Consider the following 20,983-nt stretch of genomic DNA (forward strand, 5'->3'; position numbering starts at 1 on the left):
CGCCGCATTAGCGGCGACGGGCAGTAGCCCTTGCGGTCTCTGCGAGACCGATTGGGTTTGTTTTCACTATGATGCGCCCAACAAAAAGGCCGGCTTACGCGATGCAAACCGGCCTTTTGTTTGTTTGGATCAGCCAATCAATATTCGTTCGGCTCTTCCGGTGTTTCCGCTGTGTGCGTCGGGCCTGCGTCCTTCTGGCCTTGCGCCAGTTTGAACACCACGCCTGACAGCAGCAGCAACGCCAGCAAGTTTGGCAGAGCCATCGCAGCGTTGGCGATATCGCCCATGCGCCACACCAGCGTTAGATCCAGCGTCGATCCGAGATAGATCACTACGCACCACAGAACACGCCACACCATGTGCAGGATCTTTTCACCACCGCGGGTCGAACCCGGTACACGGTCATAGATGAATGTGATCGCCCGCTCACCGTAATAGCTCCAAGTAAGAAGCGTGGTGAACACGAACAGGATCAGCGCAATCGAGGCAATCAGAGTGCCGATGGGAACCCCGATCACTTCGAACGGGAATGCCGCAGCGAACGCGCCGCTTGTCATCGCGAACCCTTCAAGGTCGGAATTCCACGCATGCTGGACAGCTTCACCGCCAGCGGTGAAGTCGCCCTGCACAGTCAGCATAACCAGCGCCGTCATGGTGCAGATCACGATGGTGTCGATGAACGTGCCGAGCATGGCCATGCGGCCTTGCGCCTGCGGATCGTTCGTTTGTGCAACAGCGTGCGCGATTGGGGTCGAACCCTGACCTGCTTCGTTGGAGAACAGGCCGCGCGCAACACCGGCTCGGATCGCCAGCATGATCGCTGCGCCTGCAAAGCCGCCCGTGGCTGCCTGCGGGTTAAACGCACCGTCGAAAATCAAAGCGAAGGTCGCAGGCAGATCGCCAAAGTTCAAAGCGAGCGCGAGGACCGCCATGATGATGTAAGCACCGGCCATGAACGGAATGACCTTCTCCGCGACGCTGCCGATCGACTTAATGCCGCCGATAATCACGATGAAGACGAGGATCGCGGTGATCGCCCCGCCAATATATTCTTCGATGCCGAACAGCTCGTTCATACCATCCGCAATCGCGTTGGCCTGAATCGAGTTGCCGGTGACGAGCGCGGAGAACAGCGTTCCGATACAAAAGACGATCGCGAGCCATGTCCATTTCTTGCCCAGACCCATCATAATGTACGTCATCGGGCCGCCGCGATAGACGCCGTCCGATGTCTTTTCGCGGTAGCGAATGGCCAGTGATCCCTCGGCAAAGGCCAGCGCCATGCCGACAAGCGCGGTGATCCACATCCAGAAAATCGCACCCGGCCCGCCAAGCGCGATGGCGGTCGCGACACCGGCAAGGTTACCCGTGCCCACCTGCCCTGAAAGCGCCGTTGAAAGCGCGGCAAAAGGCGAAATCTCGCCAGAGCCTTCGCCTTTGCGGCTGGAGAAAAGACCTTTGAACGCGCTGCCCAATTTGACGATGGGATAGAAACGCAGGCCGAACATGATGTACATGCCGATGCCCAGCAGGATCAGCGTCATCGGTGGGATCGGCTGTCCGCCAATCGAAAGCCACGGAAGCGCTTCGCCGTTCCATGTGCCGCCCCAGATGAAATCCGAAAGATTTGTTATCGGCGCGATCCATGCTTCCGCGCCCGATGGTGTTGCAGCCATTGCGGCTATCCCCTTTGTCTGTCCCCGAAGAACAACCAGCCCGTCCGGGCCAATTCCAAGCGCCGCACGCTAACGGCGCGTTGCGCCATTAGCTAGTTTTTTGTTGTGCGCCCTCAAACGCCGGGCGCAGCGCATCCACGCTGCTTGGCTTCGCCGCGTGAGCGGCGGCGCGCGGTCGCGCGCTGGCGTCCCTACTCGCGACGCTCTCATCGCTACCTAGCTCGTTGGTACCAAGAGGCCGGGTGCAAAGTCGGTGGCTTGGTCTCAGAGCTCGGTCGCGCAGCGACCGCAAGCCCGACCGGCACCCGCAGTGCCGGTAGGCTCGAGGATATCGCGCGCCGGATGGCGTGCGCAATTCAATGCCCAAACCAAGATTCTTGCGCTTGCTTTTGGACGGGGGCGGCCCTATTGGAATTGTCGTCTTTCCGACATCGCAAAATTCTGAGCCCCTCCCGAACCTTGTTCGGGGCGGCGATGAGCCCTACCTAAAAGCGACCAATCGGATGATATGAATAATTTTGAAGGACAAGGCTCAACCCATGGCCGAAGAGAAAAAGAAGAAAACCTCGCCCGCCGAGTTTGTGAATCAGGTTCGCACCGAGACGAGCAAGGTTGTCTGGCCGACCCGCGAAGAGACGATCCGTACGTCGATCTTCGTGTTCATCTTCATGGTGATTCTGTCGCTGTTCTTCTTCGGTATCGACAGCCTGTTTAACGCCGTCGTCAAGTTTCTGCTGACGCTCGCTTAAGAGCGCGCACCGCATTTCTATCCAAGGATAATCCATGGCTCGTTGGTACATCATCCACGCTTACTCCGGTTTCGAAAACAAGGTGAAAGAGGCGATTCTGTCTGAGGCAGATCGTTTGGGTCTTTCCGAAGGTGTCGAAGAGGTTGAAGTTCCGACAGAGACCATCACCGAGGTAAAGCGCGGCAAGAAAGTTCAGGTCGAGCGTAAGTTTATGCCGGGTTATGTCCTTGCGAAGCTGCAAATGACCGATGACGTGTATCACCTCGTCAAGAACACACCGAAAGTCACCGGCTTTCTGGGGTCGGGCAACAAGCCGCAAGCGATCAGCGAAAAAGAAGCCGCGCGCTACTTTGGCGGTGTTGAGGAAGCGAAATCCGCTCCGAAGAAAGACATCAGCGTCGATTACGAAATCGGCGATCAGGTCAAAGTGCTCGACGGTCCATTCGCCAGCTTCAACGGTGTGGTCGAAGAACTCGATTTCGACAAAGCCAAGGTCAAGGTTTCGGTCTCGATCTTTGGCCGCGCTACGCCGGTTGAGCTTGAGTTCGAGCAGGTCGAACTGGTCAAGTAACAAGCCACGCGCTTGAGGGGCGGAGATGAAAACCCGTCCCGCCATCTGCAATCGAAAGAAGCGCTACGCCACACGCGAAGCGGCGGAGGATGCGGCTGACGCAGCCCCGTTCAAGTTGCGAGCCTACGCTTGCGAGCTATGCCGCAAGTTTCATCTGACCAGCCGCACCAAAGGCATGAAGACCCCGCGCCGCGAACTGGAGCGCAAGCGAAATGCCGATCAGGCGGGCCAGAACGGTTGACCTGATAGGGCCTGCATAAACAGGAAGGCCGCTAACGCGATTTGAACGATGGTTGCGGCGATGACGATCATCGTGCCGTTCCAGTTCTGACGATCCGCCAGCCACCCGACAAACGGGATCGTTTGCAGCATATGCATGCTGACGAAGTGGGCGGGGCGCAGATCGCCATATTCGCGGCTCCAACCAAAGAACGGGATCACCTCGCCGCCTCCGGTTAGCGGCGCGCCAACAAACCTGCCTTCGCCTGACATGTAAAAGCCGAAAATCACCGTGGTGATGAATGCGCCGATACAGCCGAGGATTGTGCCGAGCCACAGGCCTCGCCGAGACCGGTCGGCCTTGCGCCAGACTTGCACTGCAATAGCGACTGCGATCGTCATGAGCAGCACCGCGCCAAGGCCCATAAATGCATACATGATCTGCTCAAACGGGCCGTCATTGTTGAAATGTGAGCGGACGCCGCGCGCAGCTTGTGTGTTGAGGTAAATGAACTCAAACACCAACCCGATGCCCGCGAGATAGGCGAAAATCCGCAATGCCATTCCGGAGCGGACGACACGCGGAATCTGCTGCGCGATCATAGCCAGCGTGATGAAATGAACCACGAAAGAGAGGTTGAATTTCTGCGGCTTCGTCCAGATCGGCGCGCTGTCGAGGACGCGTGTGTCGATGATCCACGCCGGGATGAAGACGACAAAAGCCGCCGCCATAAACAGCGCAAATGTCATCAACAGACGGGTCAGTGGATCATCGTCGAGCTGAGGAAGTATTGGCTTCCAAGCGGGTGTGCTGGTCTGCGTCTCGTTCATGCCGCGGCCCCCTGCATGACAGCTTCTTCGGAAGGGGCACCTCGCACAAATCCCGCGCGCATTGCCAGAAACAACGCAAGGCCAAGCGGTCCGGCCATAAAGGTCGCGAGCAGGATGGGCGCCTGTATCAGGCGAGAGATGCCGACCTTGTCCGCCTGAACCGCGATCCAACCGCCGATAAACAGATCAAAGGCGAGGTAGTGGACCCAGCCAGCAAGCAGAGCCCAATCGTTCGAGAGCAGCGTCTTTACCTCGGCGAGCGAGCCAAAGCCTCCGCCATCCACGGTCAGAATATGAGCCATGGCGAGGCCCGAATAGAGCAGCGACAAACCGAAGGGAATGATGAAACGCGGCAGCCACAACAGGGCAGGCCACCGGCGAGGCAGGAAGATCAGGATCAGCCAACCGAGCATGGCCGCCTGTCCTGCAACACCGAAAATGCCCTCTGGCGTCATAGCGCTTCTCCCAATGTCTATGGACGCAGGAGTAATGACAGTATGACGAGGTGTCTAGTGCTAGTAACACACCTCGCACATGTTGGGAGGTTTAAGCCTTCTTACGCGCCCGCTTGGCCGGTGCTTTCTTCGCGCCGCCTTTAAGAGCCGCTAGCTCGGCATCGACCGTGCTTGCGCGGCGCATTTCGTCAATCTCGCGGTCCACGCTGGCATTGGTGCGCGCGCTGGCGGTGTCTTCGGTCGCGAATTCGGTGCGCTTTTCCATCTGGGATACGCGGTTTAGGCGCTTTTCAGCGGTGCTGGCTCCGGCATCGCTGCAGCCACTTTTGTCAGCGTCGGCAGCGGATTGGGCTTTGGCTTGTTCGCGAGTTTCCTCACGCTTGGCTTCGAGTTCTTTGACGGCTTCGTCGATCTCTTTGAGATCGGCTTTCGCTTTGGCGATATCGTCTTTGCCAGAGGCAATTGCCTCGCGGCAATCTTCGCGCGCCATCAGAGCCTGACGCGCGAGATCTTCGCGGTCGTGGTCCATCGCGGCTTTCGCTTTGTCGCCCCAATCGGCTTCGCGCATTTCGTTTTGTGTTAGGGTGGCTTTGAGGCGTTTCAGGTTGCGCTCGGTTTTGGTCCGTTCGCCTTCGAGTGCGATGATCGCTTCTTCGATCTCACGCTGAAGTTGATGCAGCATCTTCGCGGAGCTGGACATCGAATCCAGCGCGCTTGTGACATTGCTGGAAATGAGTTCTTTTACCTGAATTGCTACGCGCAGCATATTTCGCCCCTAAAAATCTATGTCGTCTTGGCCGTCTTTTCACGGATAAACCTTGCGATACCATGAAGATAGCGTGTCGGATTGGCGTGAAGCGACATTTTCCTACTTCGCTGAAAACTGCAACAGCTGCGGTGATATTTGTGAAGCGATCAAAGGCGAAAAAGTTGGAGAGTTGTCACCTGTGTCCCACACATAAGGAATGGCGGAGTTCCGCCGTTTTTGCTTGTAGGCACCGGGTGACATGTTGGAAAATGTGTCATGTGGATTCTATTCGCGCACCCGCATCCGCGGGCGCGATTTCCTCGCGCCTTCGGATGCGGGTGCGCGGTCGCGCTTGCGGTCGCTTTGCGACCGAGCTCTGCAGCTACACCGATGACTTGGAATGGTGCGAGCCGCAGGCGAGCCAGCGCGCGACCGCGCGCCGCCGCATATGCGGCGGAATCGTAGCGAAGCGGAGATGGCCGAAGGCCTACCCAAGCGGGCCGGATGGCCCGCGCCCGGCGCTTGAGGGCGCTAAACAAAAAAGCCGGATGGCGTGCGGAAAACAATAGACGCGTCTTACGGTCGAGAAAGACGTTGCTAAAAAACGCAAAATCGTTACACGCGCGCTCTCTCGTCACATTGACGCGAATCCGCGCGGGAGGCCTGCCATTCGGCAAGCCGCTGGACCGCTTAACATGACCCCGGTTTGAAAAAGCTCGGGGAACAGTGAGAAAGGAAGGCCTCATGGCCAAGAAGATCGAAGGCTATATCAAGCTGCAAGTGCCTGCTGGCACTGCCAACCCGTCGCCGCCAATCGGCCCGGCGCTGGGTCAGCGCGGCGTTAACATCATGGAATTCTGTAAGGCGTTCAACGCCGCGACGCAGGACCTTGAAAAGAACGCTCCTATCCCGACCACGATCACCGTTTACGCGGACCGTTCGTTCACCTTCACAACGAAGACTCCTCCTGCGAGCTTCCTGATCAAGAAAGCTGCAAAGCTGAAATCGGGTTCGGGCGAGCCGGGTAAAGTCGTCGCTGGCTCTGTCACGCAGGCGCAAGTGAAGGAAATCGCTGAGGCCAAAATGAAAGACCTCAACGCAAACGACATCGATCAGGCCATGAAGATCATCGAAGGCTCCGTGCGTTCGATGGGCCTCGAAGTGAAGGGCTGAACCAATGGCGAAACTGACAAAAAAGCAAAAGGCCGTCGCTGAGCTGGACAATGAAAAGCTCTACTCAATCGACGAAGCCATCGCGACACTGCGGACACACAAGGCGAAATTCGACGAAACCGTTGAAGTCGCGATGAACCTGGGTGTTGATCCGCGCCACGCAGACCAAATGGTCCGCGGCATGGTCTCGCTGCCATCGGGCACCGGTAAGAACGTCAAAGTTGCTGTGTTCGCCAAAGGCGACAATGCAGACAAGGCGACCGCTGCTGGCGCTGATAAAGTCGGCGCGGAAGACCTGATGGAAGACATGCAGGCAGGCAACCTCGATTATGACCGCGTGATTGCCACGCCGGACATGATGGGCGTCGTCGGCCGTCTTGGTAAGGTTCTCGGTCCGAAAGGCCTGATGCCAAACCCGAAACTGGGCACTGTCACTCCTAACGTTGAGCAAGCCGTTAAGGACGCCAAAGGCGGCCAGGTTGAATTCCGCGTTGAGAAGATGGGCATCATACATTCTGGCATCGGCAAAATGTCGTTCAAGGATGCGGATCTGAAAGCCAACTTCGAAGCGATCACTCAGGCTATCGTCAAAGCGAAGCCATCGGGTGCAAAGGGCAAATACATGAAGAAGGTCTCGCTGACCTCGACCATGGGCCCTGGTCTTAAGATCGACATCTCGGGCATCGAAGGCGCGTAACCTTTTGCGCCTCAAGCGCCGGCGGGGCCATCTGGTCCCTTAGGCTACCGCGCCATTAGGCGCGACGGCCAGTCGGCCTTGCGATCCTGACGGATCGATTGGACAAACCGCTTTCCTACTTGGGAAGTCAGATACAAAAGGGGCCGGAAGAGCGATCTTCCGGCCCCTTTTTCTTTGCGCTGCCTACGCGGTGTTTCTTCGCGATAGTTGGCGGGAATAGACCCAGCCAATCCCGATCAGGCTAAAGCCAAGGGCTAGGAAGCTCGCAATCCGCAGCAACCCTTCGAGCCCCGCAGCATCAATCAGGAACACTTTGCCCACCGCGCCTAGCATCAGGACCAATGAACCGATCCGCCAGCTGCGCAGTGATTTGAAAGAACCCCACCACAGATACCCCAGCGCCAGCGCAATTCCGAGGAGCGAGATCATCAAGCTTTCGCTTTGCCCGATAGGCGGCGCAGTCAGCACAGAGCCAGCAAATATCTGGCGCAGCAGCGATACAGAAAGGAGCGCCACCAAAGCCATCACCGCGACATCAACACCGTGCCTTGCCTTGCTAATCAGCTCTTCGAGTTCGCCACGCATCAAGACCAACGCCGCGATCGCAGCGCCATATGCCACCGGCAGCCAGTTTGCGATCGGTGTCGGCCCGGCATGCTGAACATTTGCCAGAGGATTATGCAGCAGGAGCGTGAACCATGCGAAATGAGCGAACGCCACGCAAAGCGCCGCCGAACTTGCAACGCGGGTGAGCGTGGTCTTCGGCAGTTGCATCAGCGCAATGCCCACGAGGACCAAGGCGGCTTGCCAGATAGACCGCTCTCCCATGCCGAAATGTTCGAACCGGAGAAGCGAGTCGATGCCCCAGATTTGCTTGTAGATGCTGTGCACGACGGTGATCCCGATCAAACCGACTGCCGCCATAAATGCCCAGCGAACTTGCTTTGGCAGAGCCGTGCCGCGCCATGCGAGGAAACCGGCCACGCCAAGGAACGGAGCGATCTGGCGGGCAATATCAATCAGACCAAGCGCGCTGTCTGAAAGGAACGGAATGCCGACCATCGCGGCGAACCCTGCAAAAATCCACTCGGCAAGTGGCTCGAGTGTCCAGAGGCCCGCAATCGCCAATGGCGTTCCCCAAGCCGCGAACCGGTCGGATCGCCAGAGATACAGGCCAAGCGCCGCGGCAGCTGCGATCCAGGCAAGCGTTTCGCCTGGAACAAGCTGGGCGATTGCGCCGTAGATGATGACAGCCGAAAGACCGTCTGCAATAGGGCGCGATACCAGCGTTGGGCGCATGATCGCCATCGCCATAAGAGGCACGGCAGTGGCGATCCAGCGAAGCAATTCTGCGCCGCGCCATGCGACATCGCTCCCGCCGCCAAGACGGAGCAATTCTGCCTCGAACGCTGGAGTGACCATCAGGGATATAATTGTGCCCGCAATGGCGCCCCAGCTTGCGATGAGCAGAGGGAGCGCGTCGCGCTTCCAAAGCAAGGCAAGGGTTGGCAACGCGACAGCAGCCGCAACAACCGGCGCTGCCCAAGCAAGCGTGACGAGCAGCAACGCCGAGAACGACAACACATGCGCTGCACTAAGCAGGATCAGCGAAGCCCGGATTTCCATTTCGTCCGATGTGCGCCAACGCGACCAGAATGCGAGAATCGGGAACAATGCGAGAGCCGCCATGCTGATCGCCAACATGGTCTCTCTTGGCTCGCTGTCCCATGATCCGAACTGCACGTAAGCGGCGAGGCCAATACCGATGGCGGATCCACCCAACTGAGCGATGTCGAGCAATCCGGCCCTTCCGCGAAGCTGATGCGCCAACGGCACACCGGCCGTGATCAGCGCGAAGACAGCAGCCGCGATGGCAAAGTGCTGCGCAACCGGAACCGGCCACAAGATAAGGAGCCAGATGCCCACAAATGCCGCGACCGCCGATCCAGCGCGAAGCGGCGGGAACCGCCAGCCCAGCGCCGCAAGAGCGGCTGCGATCAAACCATAGAGGCCAAGCGTAAGCGGATCGTATCCTGCATTGTCGACCAAGGATGCCATTTGCAGTGTCGCAACACCGGCCGCGGCGATCTGAAGAGGACTTGCCCCGCCTCGTGAATGGAGGAAGGCTGGCAAAACTGTTCCCAAGACTATCAAGTATCCGCCGAGCGCTGCAAAATCCTTGCCGCTGTTGATCCCGCCAAGCTGCATCAACAATCCCCAGCCCAGGCCGAGCCCCAAGGCTGCATAGCCGAGCCAGCGGCGGCCCTGTTTTTCGCCGGTCCAAGCAAGCCCGCCTGCAACCAATGAAAGGTATAGCGCGAGCAGCGGCACATTGGCGCTGTCGCTATCGACGAGCACAGGTGCGGCAAATCCGCCGATCAGGCCGAGAACCGCGCATGGCAATCCAAACCGGAATGACATCGCAATCGCGCCCGCTGTGACCACCGCGAGACCAACAAACGCGGCGCCTGCACCAATCAATCCATAGCCGGAACCGGCGAGGTAGAATGCTCCGAACAAGGTCGCGATTCCCGCGCCAGCGAGAGCCTGACGGACGCGTTCGTCCTTTACCCTGTCCTCAAGCCTGTAGGCAGCTTCTGCTCCGCCAATCAAACCAAGCCCGAACAAGAAGCTGAGGAAGACGCGCACGCCCGGCGTTAGCAGGCCAGCTTCAATAGAGTATCGGACAAGGAATATGCCGCCCACAGCAAGAGCGATCCCGCCAGCCCAAATCGGTAAGCGGCGTCCGAATATGTCTTCAAAGTCAAACCGCGGCCCGGTGTCTTCGGGCTCCGGCTCAGGCTCTGGTTCCGCAGTTGGTGCCGGAGCTGGTACTTCAACCTGCTCTTCAACTTCAGATCGAAGCGCTGGGCTAGGCGCTGCAAGAGGCATGCTTGCTGCTGGCTCAAGTTCAGGCTCTGGTTCAGCCTTGGAAACGGGATCGACCTGTCGGCTTGCCGGAATGGGCTCTGCAGCTTCGGATTGGGGGGCAGGTGCCGAAACGGCTTCGTCTGGTTCTTCCCCGGATTTCGAGGAGACGCCACGCCTCGTTGCCAAGTCGCTCAGCCAATCCTCATGCGCGTCGATGCGGCGCTTAAGTTTGCTAACACGGTCCCACAGCAGAAAAACCGCTATGCTCAATCCGGCAATAATTAGAAGTTCCATGCGACCCCTGATCCCTAATAGTCAGAGACTGTCCGCAAGGCAGCGGAAAAGCAAAGACTTAATTGGTGCGCAGCCTCAGATGCCGCCCGGAGTGAAATCCCAGCCGTTCTCGCCCAATCTTTCGCACAGAGTATCAAAGCAGCTTTGCAGCGATTCTGGATCGGTTGAGCGGATCACGAAGTTGGACCCGACCTTACCTTCACGGAAGAACGGGTATGAACCGATCTGACAGTTTTCGTGCGCCTGCTCGACTTCACGCAGCAGTTCGGCAACCTCGCTTTCGGGAATGAACCCGCCGACTGTCTCGGAGATTAGCGGCGCGCCGCCTTCCAGCTGGCCGGTTAGAGCATCGAGCATTCCGGCTGTGATGTGCGGCACGCCTGCCATCACGAAAATGTTGCCGTGGCGTATTCCCGGTGCGCCGGATTTGCGGTTCGGGATCAGATCTGATCCTTCAGGCGTACGAGCCATTCGCAGCCTGCCTTCGTTCACGCCGCCTTTGTCGGCATAGTATCGCTCCATCAGGGCGCGGGCTTCGGGATGGATGATTACAGGCACGCCGAGCGCTTTCGCGATTGCATCGACCGTAATGTCATCATGGGTCGGGCCGATCCCGCCGGTTGTGAAGAGATAGTCGTTATCAGCGCGCAATGCGTTCACCGCCTCGACAATCTTGTCTTCGATGTCGGCAACAACGCGCACTTCGGATAGGCGGATACCTTGCACCTGAAGCCAGCTGGCGATCTGGCCAATATTCTTGTCATGTGTGCGGCCAGACAGGATTTCGTCACCAATGATGACAAGGCCGGCGGTCCAGATTTTATCGGATGAGGTCATGAAAAGCGGTCTAATTGAACGCTTCGCTCATGACCACACCGAAAGCAGGCGAATTACTCAGCCGCTTCGAGTTGTTCCTCGCCCGATTGAGCGTTCGCTCCGGCGCGCGTGAAGGATATCAAGCCGTCATTGACTGGTTCATCCACCATCTGTTTGCGATCAACCACATATTCCTGATTGAGGCGCCATGGATACGCAATCGAATTGCGCGGCATGATGTGTTTGCCGCGCTGGATATAGCCACTGGAGAAATCGAAGATATCGTCTTCAACAATGGCTGCTTCGTCTGCAGGAGTGAGAACAGGCGTTGCCATGTCTGATCCTGTCGTGCGCATGTGATTGAGTACGCGGCAAACATAGTCGGAATTGATATCTGCCCGCAGGGTCCAACTGGCGTTCAGGTACCCAAACACCACCGCAAGGTTTGGCAGGTTCGAGAACATGCAGCCCTTGTAATAAAACCGCTCTTCGAACTTCACTGGCTCACCATTGAGGCTCACCGCAATTTTGCCTGCGACTGCGAGTTTCAGGCCGGTCGCCGTGATAACGATATCTGCGTCGAGGAATTCGCCGGATTTCAAGCGGACGCCGCCCTTTTCAAACTTCTTGATATGACCGGTGACGACCTGCGCCTTGCCGGATTTCATCGCTTTGAAAAGATCATCGTCAGGTACAAGACAGACGCGCTGATCCCACGGATCATAGGGCGGCGTGAAGGTGTCCCGATCGAAATCATCGCCGAGCGCTTTTTCGATATTCTTATGCAGCGTGTCTTTCATCTTCTGCGGCTTCTCGCGCGCCATTTTAAAGCTGAAATCCTGCATCTTGATATTCTTCCACCGGGTTATCCGGTAGGCGAGTTTCTCTGGCAGAAATTTGCGCAAAGAGTTGGCGATCCAGTCTTTTGCCGGACGTGCAAACATCCATGTCGGCGTGCGTTGCAGCATTGTGACCTTGGCCGCTTTGTCTGCCATCGAAGGGACAATAGTCACCGCCGTCGCGCCTGATCCGATGACGACGACATTCTTGCCTGCGTAATCGAGGTTGTCCGGCCAGAATTGCGGGTGGATCACCTGACCTTCGAATTCGCCGAATTCAAAGCCGGGATCGTATGCTTCGTCGTAGTCATAATAGCCGGAGCCAAGATAGAGGAAGTTTGCAGTGAGGCGCGTCGTGGAACCGTCATCCAGCTCCATCTCGACATGCCAGCGCGCTTCGTCTTCTCGGAAATCGGCGGAGATCACTTTATGGCTGTAACGGATGTGCTGGCGGATGCCGCGTTCATCAACAATGGTGTTCAGATATTCGAGGATCGCGGGCGCATCGGCGATTGTTTTTTCGTGCTTCCACGGTTCGAAATCAAAGCCAAGCGTGTGCATGTCGCTGTCCGACCGAATGCCGGGATAACGGAACAAATCCCATGTCCCGCCCAAATTCTCGCGCCGTTCGACAATCGCATAGGAATGGTTCGGCGACTTCATTTCCATATGGGCAGCCATGCCAATTCCGGAAATACCAGCGCCGACGATCAGAACGTCGAAATCAGGGGCGGTTGCAAGCATCAGGTCTCTCTCTTCCCATTTGATCGACAATGTAACCATATGCGACGACGAAAAGCGAGTCTTGATAGCAAATTGCAACTGACTTTGTGGGGCAAGTCCGCTAGGCGCAGCGACCATGATCTATCGCTTCCGTTTTGCCGCTTCAGTCCTCGCTCTGTCCCTTTCTGTCCCTTTGTCCGCGCAGGACGTTTCGGGCGAAGAAATGGCCGAAGACGAGATCGTCGTGACCGGCGAAGGACTGCGGCAAGCGCCTTCTATCGGTGCCTATTCGATTACCGAAATTGACCGTGAGGCGATTGTGTCGAGCGGGTCTGGTCGCATCGAAGACGTACTAGAAAATGTCGCTGGTTTTCAGCAGTTCCGTCGCTCTGATAGCCGGTCTGCCAACCCCAGCGCTCAGGGTGCGACATTGCGCGCTTTGGGTGGCAACGCGACGAGCCGCGCGCTTGTGTTGCTCGATGGTGTTCCGATCAGCGATCCGTTCTTTGGCTATATCCCGTTCAATGCGATTGCTCCTGAAACGCTTGGCAGTATCCGAGTGACACGAGGGGGCGGATCGGGGCCATTCGGTTCTGGCGCGCTTGCCGGGACTATAGAATTGGAGAGCGCCGACGCACGCACGCTCGGCCCTGTGTCGGCCAGCTTGCTCGTCAATGACCGCGAAGAAACTGAGGCTAGCGCCGCGCTCAGCAGCCAACTGGGCGCTGGATTTGGTGTGATCAATGGCCGCTGGGACCGCGGGCAGGGGTTTTTCACTACGCCTGAGAGCCAGCGCGTTCCCGCGACGGCTCGCGCGGCGTTTGATAGTTGGCAGGTAGGCCTGCGCGCAGTCGCGCCGATTACTCCCAATATCGAATTGCAAGCCAGAGGCAGCCTGTTCGAAGACGCACGAACGCTGCGTTTTGAAGGAGCCGATTCCAGAATTGAAGGGCAGGACGCGAGCATCCGTTTCGTCGGGCGTGGTAGCTGGGAATTTGATGCTCTCGTCTATGTTCAGGCGCGCAATTTCTCGAATGTCGTCATCAGCTCCACCCGCTTTGTGAAAGTCCTTGATCAGCGCAATACGCCCTCGACCGGTCTAGGCGGCAAGATCGAAGTGCGCCCGCCCATCAATGAAGCGCATACGGTGCGCATCGGCGTTGATTACCGCAAATCGGGCGGCGAGCTCCAAGAAGAAGCCTTCAGCGCCTTTACCGGCAATTTGCGGGAGCGCCGCCGTGCTGGCGGCACCAACAGCAATCTTGGGTTCTTTGTCGAAGATGACTGGCAGATCGGCCCGCTCTTGCTGACCGGCGGATTGCGCGCCGACTACACCAACATCGAAGACGGCTTTTTTAGAGCGGTCGATTCAGGTGGAGCGCTTGTAACCGAGACAATCGCCGATGATCGCAGCGACTGGGCGGTAAGCTGGCGCGCCGGTGCGCTCTTTTACGCATCACGTAAGCTCGAATTGCGCGCCGCCGCTTACACCGGATTGCGGTTGCCTACGTTGAATGAGCTTTACCGACCTTTCGTTGTCTTTCCAGTTGTGACGCAAGCGAACGCGGCGCTGGAGAATGAACGGCTTAGGGGATTCGAGGCTGGGATGACATGGCAACCGGCTGATCCGGTGGTGCTGTCTCTGACGGCTTTCGATAACCGCGTCGAAAACGCGATTGCGAACGTCACGCTTCAGCCAAACCTGCGCCAACGCCAGAATTTGCCAGCCATCGATGCACAAGGGATCGAGGCGACTTTGGCGATGAAATTCGGCCAGATCAGCTTCGATGGTTCGCTGGCTTACACCGATGCGACGATCGACGGTGAAGGCGCATCAATCGCGCTGGACGGCAATCATCCGCCGCAAACGCCGGACTTTGCGGCATCGGCGACAATGGCTTGGGAACCGGCCGAAGGTTGGCGGTTTGCAGGGACTCTACGCCATGTCAGCGGACAGTTTGAAGACGATCAAGAAACGACGATTTTGCCTGCAGCGACCACACTCGATCTGTTTGCGCAGGCTCCTTTGAGCAGAAAATTCTCGATCGTGATGAGGGGCGAAAATCTTTTTGACGAGGAGATTGTGACCCGAAACTCAGCAGGTGCGATCGATTTAGGCGCGCCTCGCACAGTCTGGATTGGCCTTCGTTTCGGGTACTAAAGCTCGCAAAGCCGCCAAAAACTTTCCGATCGGTCAGCAATTTAATTGCCTGAATCGCGGTCACATTGACGCGATGCTGCGCTGCAGCACGATATGTTGCATTTTTGCTACGGTTTGCGAATAAGCGTCGCATAGCCTTGGCAGGGGCGAACTCACTGATAGTCTGCTTCCCACATCCAATAAGGCCAAAGGCCATTGGGGTAAGTGGAGAGGAAAATTTATGACACGTAAGTTTGCAGCCTACGCTGCAGGTCTCATGGCCTGCAGTTCGTTTACCGCCCCCGTATTTGCACAAGACGGCGATCAACTGGAAGCGCCGGAGCAAGATGATAGCGTCATCATTGTTACCGCGACACGCCGTGCACAGGACGTTCAAGACATTCCGATTGCTGTGACCGCTGTCACTCCGGAACAGCTGGACAAACAGGGCGTCGTTAACGTCCAGAACATCACTCAGGTCAGTCCAAGCTTCTCGACTTCGAACGCACAGGTTGCATCGGGATCTGTCGTTCTGCGTATTCGCGGTGTTGGTACGACTTCGAACAATATCGGCTTCGAAAGCGCGGTCGGTATCTTCGTCGATGGCGCATACCAGTCGCGCCCCGGCATCGCGCTTAGCGAGTTTGTCGATATCGAGCGGGTTGAGGTTCTCCGCGGACCGCAGGGTACTCTATTTGGTCGTAACACGTCGGCTGGTGCGCTTAACATCACCACACGCGGACCGGATGTTACCGAATTTGGCGGCTTCGCAAACGCGACTTACGGCAATTTTGATCTGATTAACGTACAGGGTGCGATCAACGCTCCTATCATTGAAGACACATTGGCCGTGCGGCTGACCGGTGCATATCGTAGCCGCGATGGCTTCGTTGATGTCGTCGACGGTACTGGCACCAAGATCGGCGAATCCAACACGATCGATCAATTCCTTGTCCGCGGTCAGATCGGCTTTGAAAGCGATAGCGGCATCACCGTTCGTTTGATCGGTGATTACAGCGAAAGCGAAAACCAGTGCTGTGCTGCAGTGGAATTGCTCGGTGATGCAGGCCTTGAAACTACGCTTGTCGGACTCGGCGCGCCTTCGCGCGGCGGAATGGCGGCACCGTCCGTCACATTCAACCCGTTTGACCAACCTGGCGCCGAGCAAGTTCTCGATAATCGTACGGCGACTGCAAACCGTCTTCCGCTCGCTGAAACTGAGCAATGGGGTGTCACCGGTGAGATCAATATTCCGCTCGGCGAGAATGCAGATCTGATTTACATCGGTTCGTACCGCGACTTTAGCTCGAGCGAGAATTACGATTCTGACTTCTCGGCACTCGAAGTGTTCGACGTGGATCGTCTCGACACCAACATCACAACGATGACCCATGAACTTCGCATTCAAGGCGAAGCGTTTGGCGGCAGCCTTGAATGGCTCGTTGGCGGATATTATTCGGATGAAGAAATCCAGTCGAGCACAGACTTCTCGCTTGGTTCGGACTACGATCTTTTGATCGGCGGTTTGTTTGGCGGACTGCTTGGTCCTGCTCCGCTGACGTTGTTGACGGATTTGATTAACGATCCAGGTACTCCAGGAAACGGAATCAGCCCAACAGGCACGACATCAACCAACGTCTATTCGCAAGAAAGCGAGAGCTTCTCGGTCTTCACGCACAATACGTTGGAAATTGCCGACGGATTGAAGGTGACTGTCGGTCTGCGGTATTCGGACGAGTCGAAGACAGGCGGTTTCACACAAGCGGCAAGCAACAATCCGACATGTCTGACGTTGCTTTCCGGCGTCGGAACTATTGCAGCGACAGTTGGTCCTGATCTTGTTCCAAACGTGCTCGGCACCGGTTGTTTCGCATTTACCGCACCGGCAATTGGCTCAGACGCGATTGCCTTCCCGCTCCCCCGTCCGTTCAGCGTACCGTTCAGCGATGAAGAGCTGATCTACACAGGCAAGCTGTCTTACGAGTTTGAAGCACCGGTTTCCGTCTATGCCAGCTTTACGCACGGCTATAAATCGGGCGGTATCAACCTCGATATCACAGCCAATTCCGGCGGTGCTGATCCGACCTTCAACTCTGAAGAAGTCGATGCGTACGAGCTTGGCGTGAAGGCCAAGTTCCTTGATGATGCGGTGACTATGAACGTCGCCGTTTTCCATGAGGAATTCACTGACTTCCAGGTTCTGGAGTTTACTGGAGCGCAGTTCACGACCTTTAACGTTGGCCGCGCGCTATCGTCTGGTTTTGAAATTGAGTCGGTTATCCGTCCGGATCGAAACCTGACGCTGAACGCTGGTCTGTCATACACCAATGCTCGCTATCCTGATGATTGCGACGGCGGTCTGACGTCGCAGAACGTGTTGGCGCTGTGCGGCAATACGCTAACCAACGCGCCTGAGATTGTGGCCATTATGGGTGCAAACTATGAGCGTGACCTTGGCAATTATCTGACAGGGTTCATCACTGCACAGGCGCGTATCGAAGATGACCGCCGGACTTCGACGCAGGCAGTCAATCCGGCTGATCTTGCTGCCCGCACTTTGGTGCCGTTCGACATTCAGGATAGCAACACCAAGGTGAATGTCCGTGCTGGTATCGGCGCTCAGGATAAGAGCTGGACGCTGGAAGTCTGGGGCAACAACATCACCGATGAAGTAACGCGCGGTGTTACCTTCAACACGGTGCTGCGCGGCAGCTCACGCTCCGCTTTTGCTCAGCAGCCTGCTACTTATGGTGTGACACTTCGTACCGAATTCTGATCCAACCGATCAGACACAAAAAAGGGGCGGTTCGCATGTGCGAGCCGCCCCTTTTGTTTGTGGCCGATAGGGACGGGCTACATGCCGCGCGCGATCACCATTTTCATCACTTCGTTTGACCCGCCAAAGATCCGCGTGATGCGGCTGTCGCGGTACATACGGGCAATCGGATAATCGTTGATGAAGCCCGCGCCGCCATGGAATTGCAGGCATTTGTCGACGACTTCGCCCTGAAGCTCGGTCACCCAGTATTTCGCCATACAAGCGGTCTGGACGTCCAATTCACCTTTCAGGTGCTTGGCAATGCAGTCGTTCACGAACACCCGCGCTGCGGTGCCACGTGCGAGCAGATCAGCCATCACGAACTGGGTGTTCTGAAAGTCCCAGATTGTCTGGCCAAACGCCTTGCGATCTTTGACGAACTCCATTGTGGTTTCGAGGGCTTTCTCAATCCCTGTCATCGCGCCCATGGCAATGATTAGACGTTCCTGAGGCAGCTCACCCATCAGCTGATAAAAGCCTTTGCCTTCGACGCCGCCCAGAACGTTTTCGGCTGGAACGAACACGTCGTCGAAAAACAGCTCTGAGGTGTCCGCCGCATCCAGCCCGATCTTGTCGAGCTTTTTGCCGCGTTGGAATCCGTCTGCGCCCTCTGTTTCGAGCAGCATAAGCGAGATGCCTTTGGCGCGCTCATTCGGATCGGTTTTGGCAACCACAATGATGAAGTCGGCGGTTTGACCGTTTGAAATATAGGTCTTTGCGCCGTTGATCTTGTATCCGTTGCCTTCTTTCAGAGCGGTCGTGGTGATGCTCTGAAGGTCTGATCCGACACCCGGCTCTGTCATCGCAATCGCGCTGACCAGTTCGCCGGTGACGAGCTTGGGAAGGTACTTCTTCTTCTGCTCCTCGGTGCCGTGGCGCACGAGGTATGGCAGGATCACTGTGTTGTGCAGGCTGGCTGCGAAGCCTTCGACATTGTGTTTAGATTGTTGGTCGATCACCACCATATCGTGACGGAAATCGCCGCCATGGCCGCCATATTCCTCTGGCACAGAAACGCCGAGCAAGCCCGCGCCGCCGGCCTCGTTCCAAAACTCGCGTTCCACCTGACCTTCATCGCGCCATTTCAGGACGCGCTTTTCGGGGGCGTGCTTCTGATAAAACTTTCCGACCGCATCCGCGAAGATCGAAATCTCCTCGTCGTCCATGAATTCCGGCTGGGCTACATTGAGAACTGGCATGATTATTTACCCTTCCAATTCGGCGCGCGCTTCTCCGCGAACGCCGCTGCGCCTTCGCGGGCGTCTTCTGATACGAAGACTGGCGCGATCAATTTCGCTTGATTGGTGTAGCGGTCATCCATCGCCCATCCGCGCGAATCTTTGACGATCTGCTTGGAGACTTTGACAGCAAGCGGGCCGTTGGCTGCGATCTTGGCCGCAAGCGCCTTTGCTGCCTCCAACGCCGAGCCTTCGGTCACTTCATTGATCAGACCAAGCTCATAGGCGCGCGGTGCATCGATAAACTCACCGGTCAGCGCCAATTCCATGGCGATCCGTTCAGGGATCTGGTCTGGGAGCATCATGACGCCGCCCGCTGCGGCAACAAGACCGCGTTTCACTTCAGGGACACCGAATTTCGAACCGTTCTTCGCGACCACCAGATCACAGGCGATCATCAGTTCGAGGCCGCCGGCCAGCGCGTAACCTTCGACGGCTGCGATCAGAGGCTTGGCAGGCGGTGCTTGAACCACGCCGCCAAAACCCCGCCCTTCGACCGATGGCGTTTCGCCGCGCAGGAAGCCTTTCAGATCCATGCCCGAGCAGAACGTGCCGCCTGCGCCAGTTAGAATGCCAACACGAAGATCCTCTTCGCTGTCGAGCCGGTCCATCGCCGCTGCGATTCCCTCGGCCGCCGCTTTGGTCATGGCGTTCTTTGCCTCTGGCCGGTTGATGGTGACGATCAATACGCCGTTATCGACTTCGGTCAGGACTTCTTGTGTGTCGGACACTTGTGCTCTCCCTAGCTCAATAGTGATTTCGTTTTGAAACTGAATTCTTGTGCAAGTGGTGAAGGCGGTTTACGGATACGTCAACTGCAATTTCAGCAAGTGAGAGAGGATTCCCCCATGGGCGAGGCATATATTATCGACGCGGTGCGTACCCCGCGCGGCATTGGCAAACAGGGCAAGGGTTCATTGGCAGCGGAGCACCCGCAGCATCTGGCGGCGACTGTTCTGAAAGCCATCGCGGCGCGCAACGGTCTCGACACTTCGACCGTCGATGATGTGATTTGGTCAGTCTCGACGCAGGACGGCATGCAGGCGGGCGATCTGGGCCGGATGGCCGCTCTCGACGCAGGCTATGACGTGACCTCGTCGGGCACGACCTTGGATCGGTTCTGCGGCGGCGGCATTACCTCTGTGAACCTTGCGGCGGCCCAGATTATGAGCGGTATGGAAGACTGCATCGTTGCGGGCGGCACAGAAATGATGAGCCTCACCGCAGCAATGGCCAAAGAGAAAATGCAGGCCGGTCTCAAGCCGCCAATGATGGGCAGCTACAATGAGCGGCTTCAGGCGGTTCACCCGCAATCGCACCAGGGCATTTGCGGCGATGCGATTGCCACGATGGAGGGCTTCACCCGCGAAGACCTCGACGCGGTCGGTTATCGGTCGCAACAGCGCGCTGCTGAGGCGCTCAGCGAAGGCCGCTTTGAAAAGTCGGTCATCGCGGTAACCGATGATGATGGCAATGTATTGCTGGAACAAGACGAGTATCCGCGCCCGCAGACAACCCTCGAAGGGCTGGCGGAGCTAGAGCCTGCCTTCACAAAAATCGCTGACGTTCCTCTGGATGCAAACGGCACCACATTCCGCAAGCTGATCAATCAAAAATATCCTGACCTCGACATTCAGCACTTTCATCACGCGGGCAATTCATCCGGCGTTGTCGATGGCGCGGCGGCTGTCCTCGTCGTGAGCAAAGAGTATGCGCAAAAGCACGGGCTGAAGCCGCGTGCGCGAATCGTCCAGACCGCAAATATGGGCGATGATCCCACACTGATGCTCAATGCGCCTGTCCCGGCTGCCAAGAAGGTCTTGGAGCGCGCAGGTATGACCGTCGATGATATCGATCTGTTCGAAATCAACGAAGCCTTCGCTGTTGTCGCTGCGAAGTTTGTGCGCGACCTCGGTCTCGATTGGGACAAGGTCAATGTGAACGGCGGCTCGATCGCTTTGGGCCACCCGATTGGCGCAACCGGTTCGATCCTGATCGGCACCGTGCTTGATGAGCTAGAGCGCCGCGACCTCAAAACCGGTCTCGTCACAATGTGCGCAGCGGGCGGCATGGCCCCCGCTATCATTGTAGAACGCGTTGACGGTTTCGTAGACTAAGCGAGGCA

The 20,983-nt window shown here is 57.2% G+C and carries 17 protein-coding genes; 8 read left to right on the plus strand and 9 right to left on the minus strand.

Annotated features, from left to right (window positions below):
- Positions 1-137: 137 nt before the first annotated feature.
- Positions 138-1,676 carry an alanine/glycine:cation symporter family protein gene (locus tag KCG46_RS05515; RefSeq protein ID WP_218404283.1) on the minus strand — a complete coding sequence of 513 codons (1,539 nt, stop codon included), beginning with the start codon at positions 1,674-1,676 and terminating at the stop codon, positions 138-140.
- A 539-nt stretch (positions 1,677-2,215) separates the two neighbouring features.
- Here KCG46_RS05515 and secE point away from each other — a divergent pair.
- From secE to KCG46_RS05530, 3 genes are read left to right on the plus strand one after another with little or no spacing between them, the layout of a single operon-like run.
- Entirely contained in the window at positions 2,216-2,425 is a 210-nt protein-coding gene (secE, locus tag KCG46_RS05520; RefSeq protein ID WP_218404284.1) for a preprotein translocase subunit SecE, read from the plus strand.
- 34 nt (positions 2,426-2,459) lie between these two features.
- Positions 2,460-2,996 carry a transcription termination/antitermination protein NusG gene (nusG, locus tag KCG46_RS05525; protein WP_218404285.1) on the plus strand — a complete coding sequence of 179 codons (537 nt, stop codon included), beginning with the start codon at positions 2,460-2,462 and terminating at the stop codon, positions 2,994-2,996.
- A 25-nt stretch (positions 2,997-3,021) separates the two neighbouring features.
- The gene (locus KCG46_RS05530; protein WP_218404286.1) at positions 3,022-3,237 is read left to right on the plus strand and encodes a hypothetical protein; all 216 of its coding nucleotides are present in this window, start codon (positions 3,022-3,024) and stop codon (positions 3,235-3,237) included.
- Here the strand turns inward: KCG46_RS05530 and KCG46_RS05535 are convergent.
- From KCG46_RS05535 to KCG46_RS05545, 3 genes are all read right to left on the minus strand, one after another.
- Positions 3,216-4,046, minus strand: a complete 831-nt coding sequence (locus KCG46_RS05535; RefSeq protein WP_218404287.1) for a hypothetical protein — start codon at positions 4,044-4,046, stop codon at positions 3,216-3,218. The two genes, KCG46_RS05530 and KCG46_RS05535, sit on opposite strands and share 22 nt — an antisense overlap.
- Positions 4,043-4,501 (minus strand): ABA4-like family protein, encoded by a 459-nt coding sequence (locus KCG46_RS05540; protein ID WP_218404288.1) that lies wholly within the window; start codon positions 4,499-4,501, stop codon positions 4,043-4,045. The genes KCG46_RS05535 and KCG46_RS05540 overlap by 4 nt, the downstream gene beginning before the upstream one ends.
- Positions 4,502-4,592: 91 nt before the next feature.
- Positions 4,593-5,267, minus strand: coding sequence for a PspA/IM30 family protein (locus KCG46_RS05545; RefSeq protein ID WP_218404289.1), 675 nt, complete (start codon positions 5,265-5,267; stop codon positions 4,593-4,595).
- A 726-nt stretch (positions 5,268-5,993) separates the two neighbouring features.
- Here KCG46_RS05545 and rplK point away from each other — a divergent pair.
- Together rplK and rplA are read left to right on the plus strand one after the other, a co-directional pair.
- Positions 5,994-6,422 (plus strand): 50S ribosomal protein L11, encoded by a 429-nt coding sequence (gene rplK, locus KCG46_RS05550; protein ID WP_142787222.1) that lies wholly within the window; start codon positions 5,994-5,996, stop codon positions 6,420-6,422.
- A gap of 4 nt (positions 6,423-6,426) precedes the next feature.
- Complete coding sequence (rplA, locus tag KCG46_RS05555) at positions 6,427-7,119, plus strand: 50S ribosomal protein L1 (protein ID WP_218404290.1); 693 nt, start codon at positions 6,427-6,429, stop codon at positions 7,117-7,119.
- Between the two features lie 183 nt (positions 7,120-7,302).
- Here rplA and KCG46_RS05560 read toward each other — a convergent pair whose 3' ends face one another.
- The 3 genes from KCG46_RS05560 to KCG46_RS05570 form a co-directional block, all read right to left on the minus strand.
- Positions 7,303-10,284, minus strand: coding sequence for a DUF2339 domain-containing protein (locus KCG46_RS05560; protein WP_218404291.1), 2,982 nt, complete (start codon positions 10,282-10,284; stop codon positions 7,303-7,305).
- 75 nt (positions 10,285-10,359) lie between these two features.
- The gene (locus KCG46_RS05565; RefSeq protein WP_218404292.1) at positions 10,360-11,121 is read right to left on the minus strand and encodes a competence/damage-inducible protein A; all 762 of its coding nucleotides are present in this window, start codon (positions 11,119-11,121) and stop codon (positions 10,360-10,362) included.
- Between the two features lie 53 nt (positions 11,122-11,174).
- Positions 11,175-12,683, minus strand: a complete 1,509-nt coding sequence (locus KCG46_RS05570) for a flavin-containing monooxygenase (RefSeq protein WP_218405324.1) — start codon at positions 12,681-12,683, stop codon at positions 11,175-11,177.
- 115 nt (positions 12,684-12,798) lie between these two features.
- Between KCG46_RS05570 and KCG46_RS05575 the strand changes: the two genes are divergently transcribed.
- The gene (locus KCG46_RS05575; RefSeq protein ID WP_218404293.1) at positions 12,799-14,823 is read left to right on the plus strand and encodes a TonB-dependent receptor plug domain-containing protein; all 2,025 of its coding nucleotides are present in this window, start codon (positions 12,799-12,801) and stop codon (positions 14,821-14,823) included.
- Positions 14,824-15,043: 220 nt separating this feature from the next.
- A complete protein-coding gene (locus tag KCG46_RS05580) occupies positions 15,044-17,578 on the plus strand; it encodes a TonB-dependent receptor (RefSeq protein WP_218404294.1) in 2,535 nt (844 codons plus the stop codon).
- A 77-nt stretch (positions 17,579-17,655) separates the two neighbouring features.
- On the opposite strand, the gene KCG46_RS05585 is transcribed toward KCG46_RS05580, so the two are convergent.
- Both KCG46_RS05585 and KCG46_RS05590 read right to left on the minus strand, forming a co-directional pair.
- The gene (locus KCG46_RS05585; RefSeq protein ID WP_218404295.1) at positions 17,656-18,819 is read right to left on the minus strand and encodes an acyl-CoA dehydrogenase family protein; all 1,164 of its coding nucleotides are present in this window, start codon (positions 18,817-18,819) and stop codon (positions 17,656-17,658) included.
- Between the two features lie 2 nt (positions 18,820-18,821).
- On the minus strand, positions 18,822-19,589 hold the full coding sequence (locus KCG46_RS05590; RefSeq protein WP_218404296.1) for a crotonase/enoyl-CoA hydratase family protein: 768 nt from the start codon (positions 19,587-19,589) through the stop codon (positions 18,822-18,824).
- A 117-nt stretch (positions 19,590-19,706) separates the two neighbouring features.
- On the opposite strand from KCG46_RS05590, the gene KCG46_RS05595 reads away from it, so the two are divergent.
- Entirely contained in the window at positions 19,707-20,975 is a 1,269-nt protein-coding gene (locus KCG46_RS05595; RefSeq protein ID WP_218404297.1) for an acetyl-CoA C-acetyltransferase, read from the plus strand.
- The last annotated feature ends 8 nt before the right edge of the window (positions 20,976-20,983 follow it).

The organism is Erythrobacter crassostreae (assembly GCF_019204045.1).
Lineage (GTDB): Bacteria > Pseudomonadota > Alphaproteobacteria > Sphingomonadales > Sphingomonadaceae > Erythrobacter > Erythrobacter crassostreae.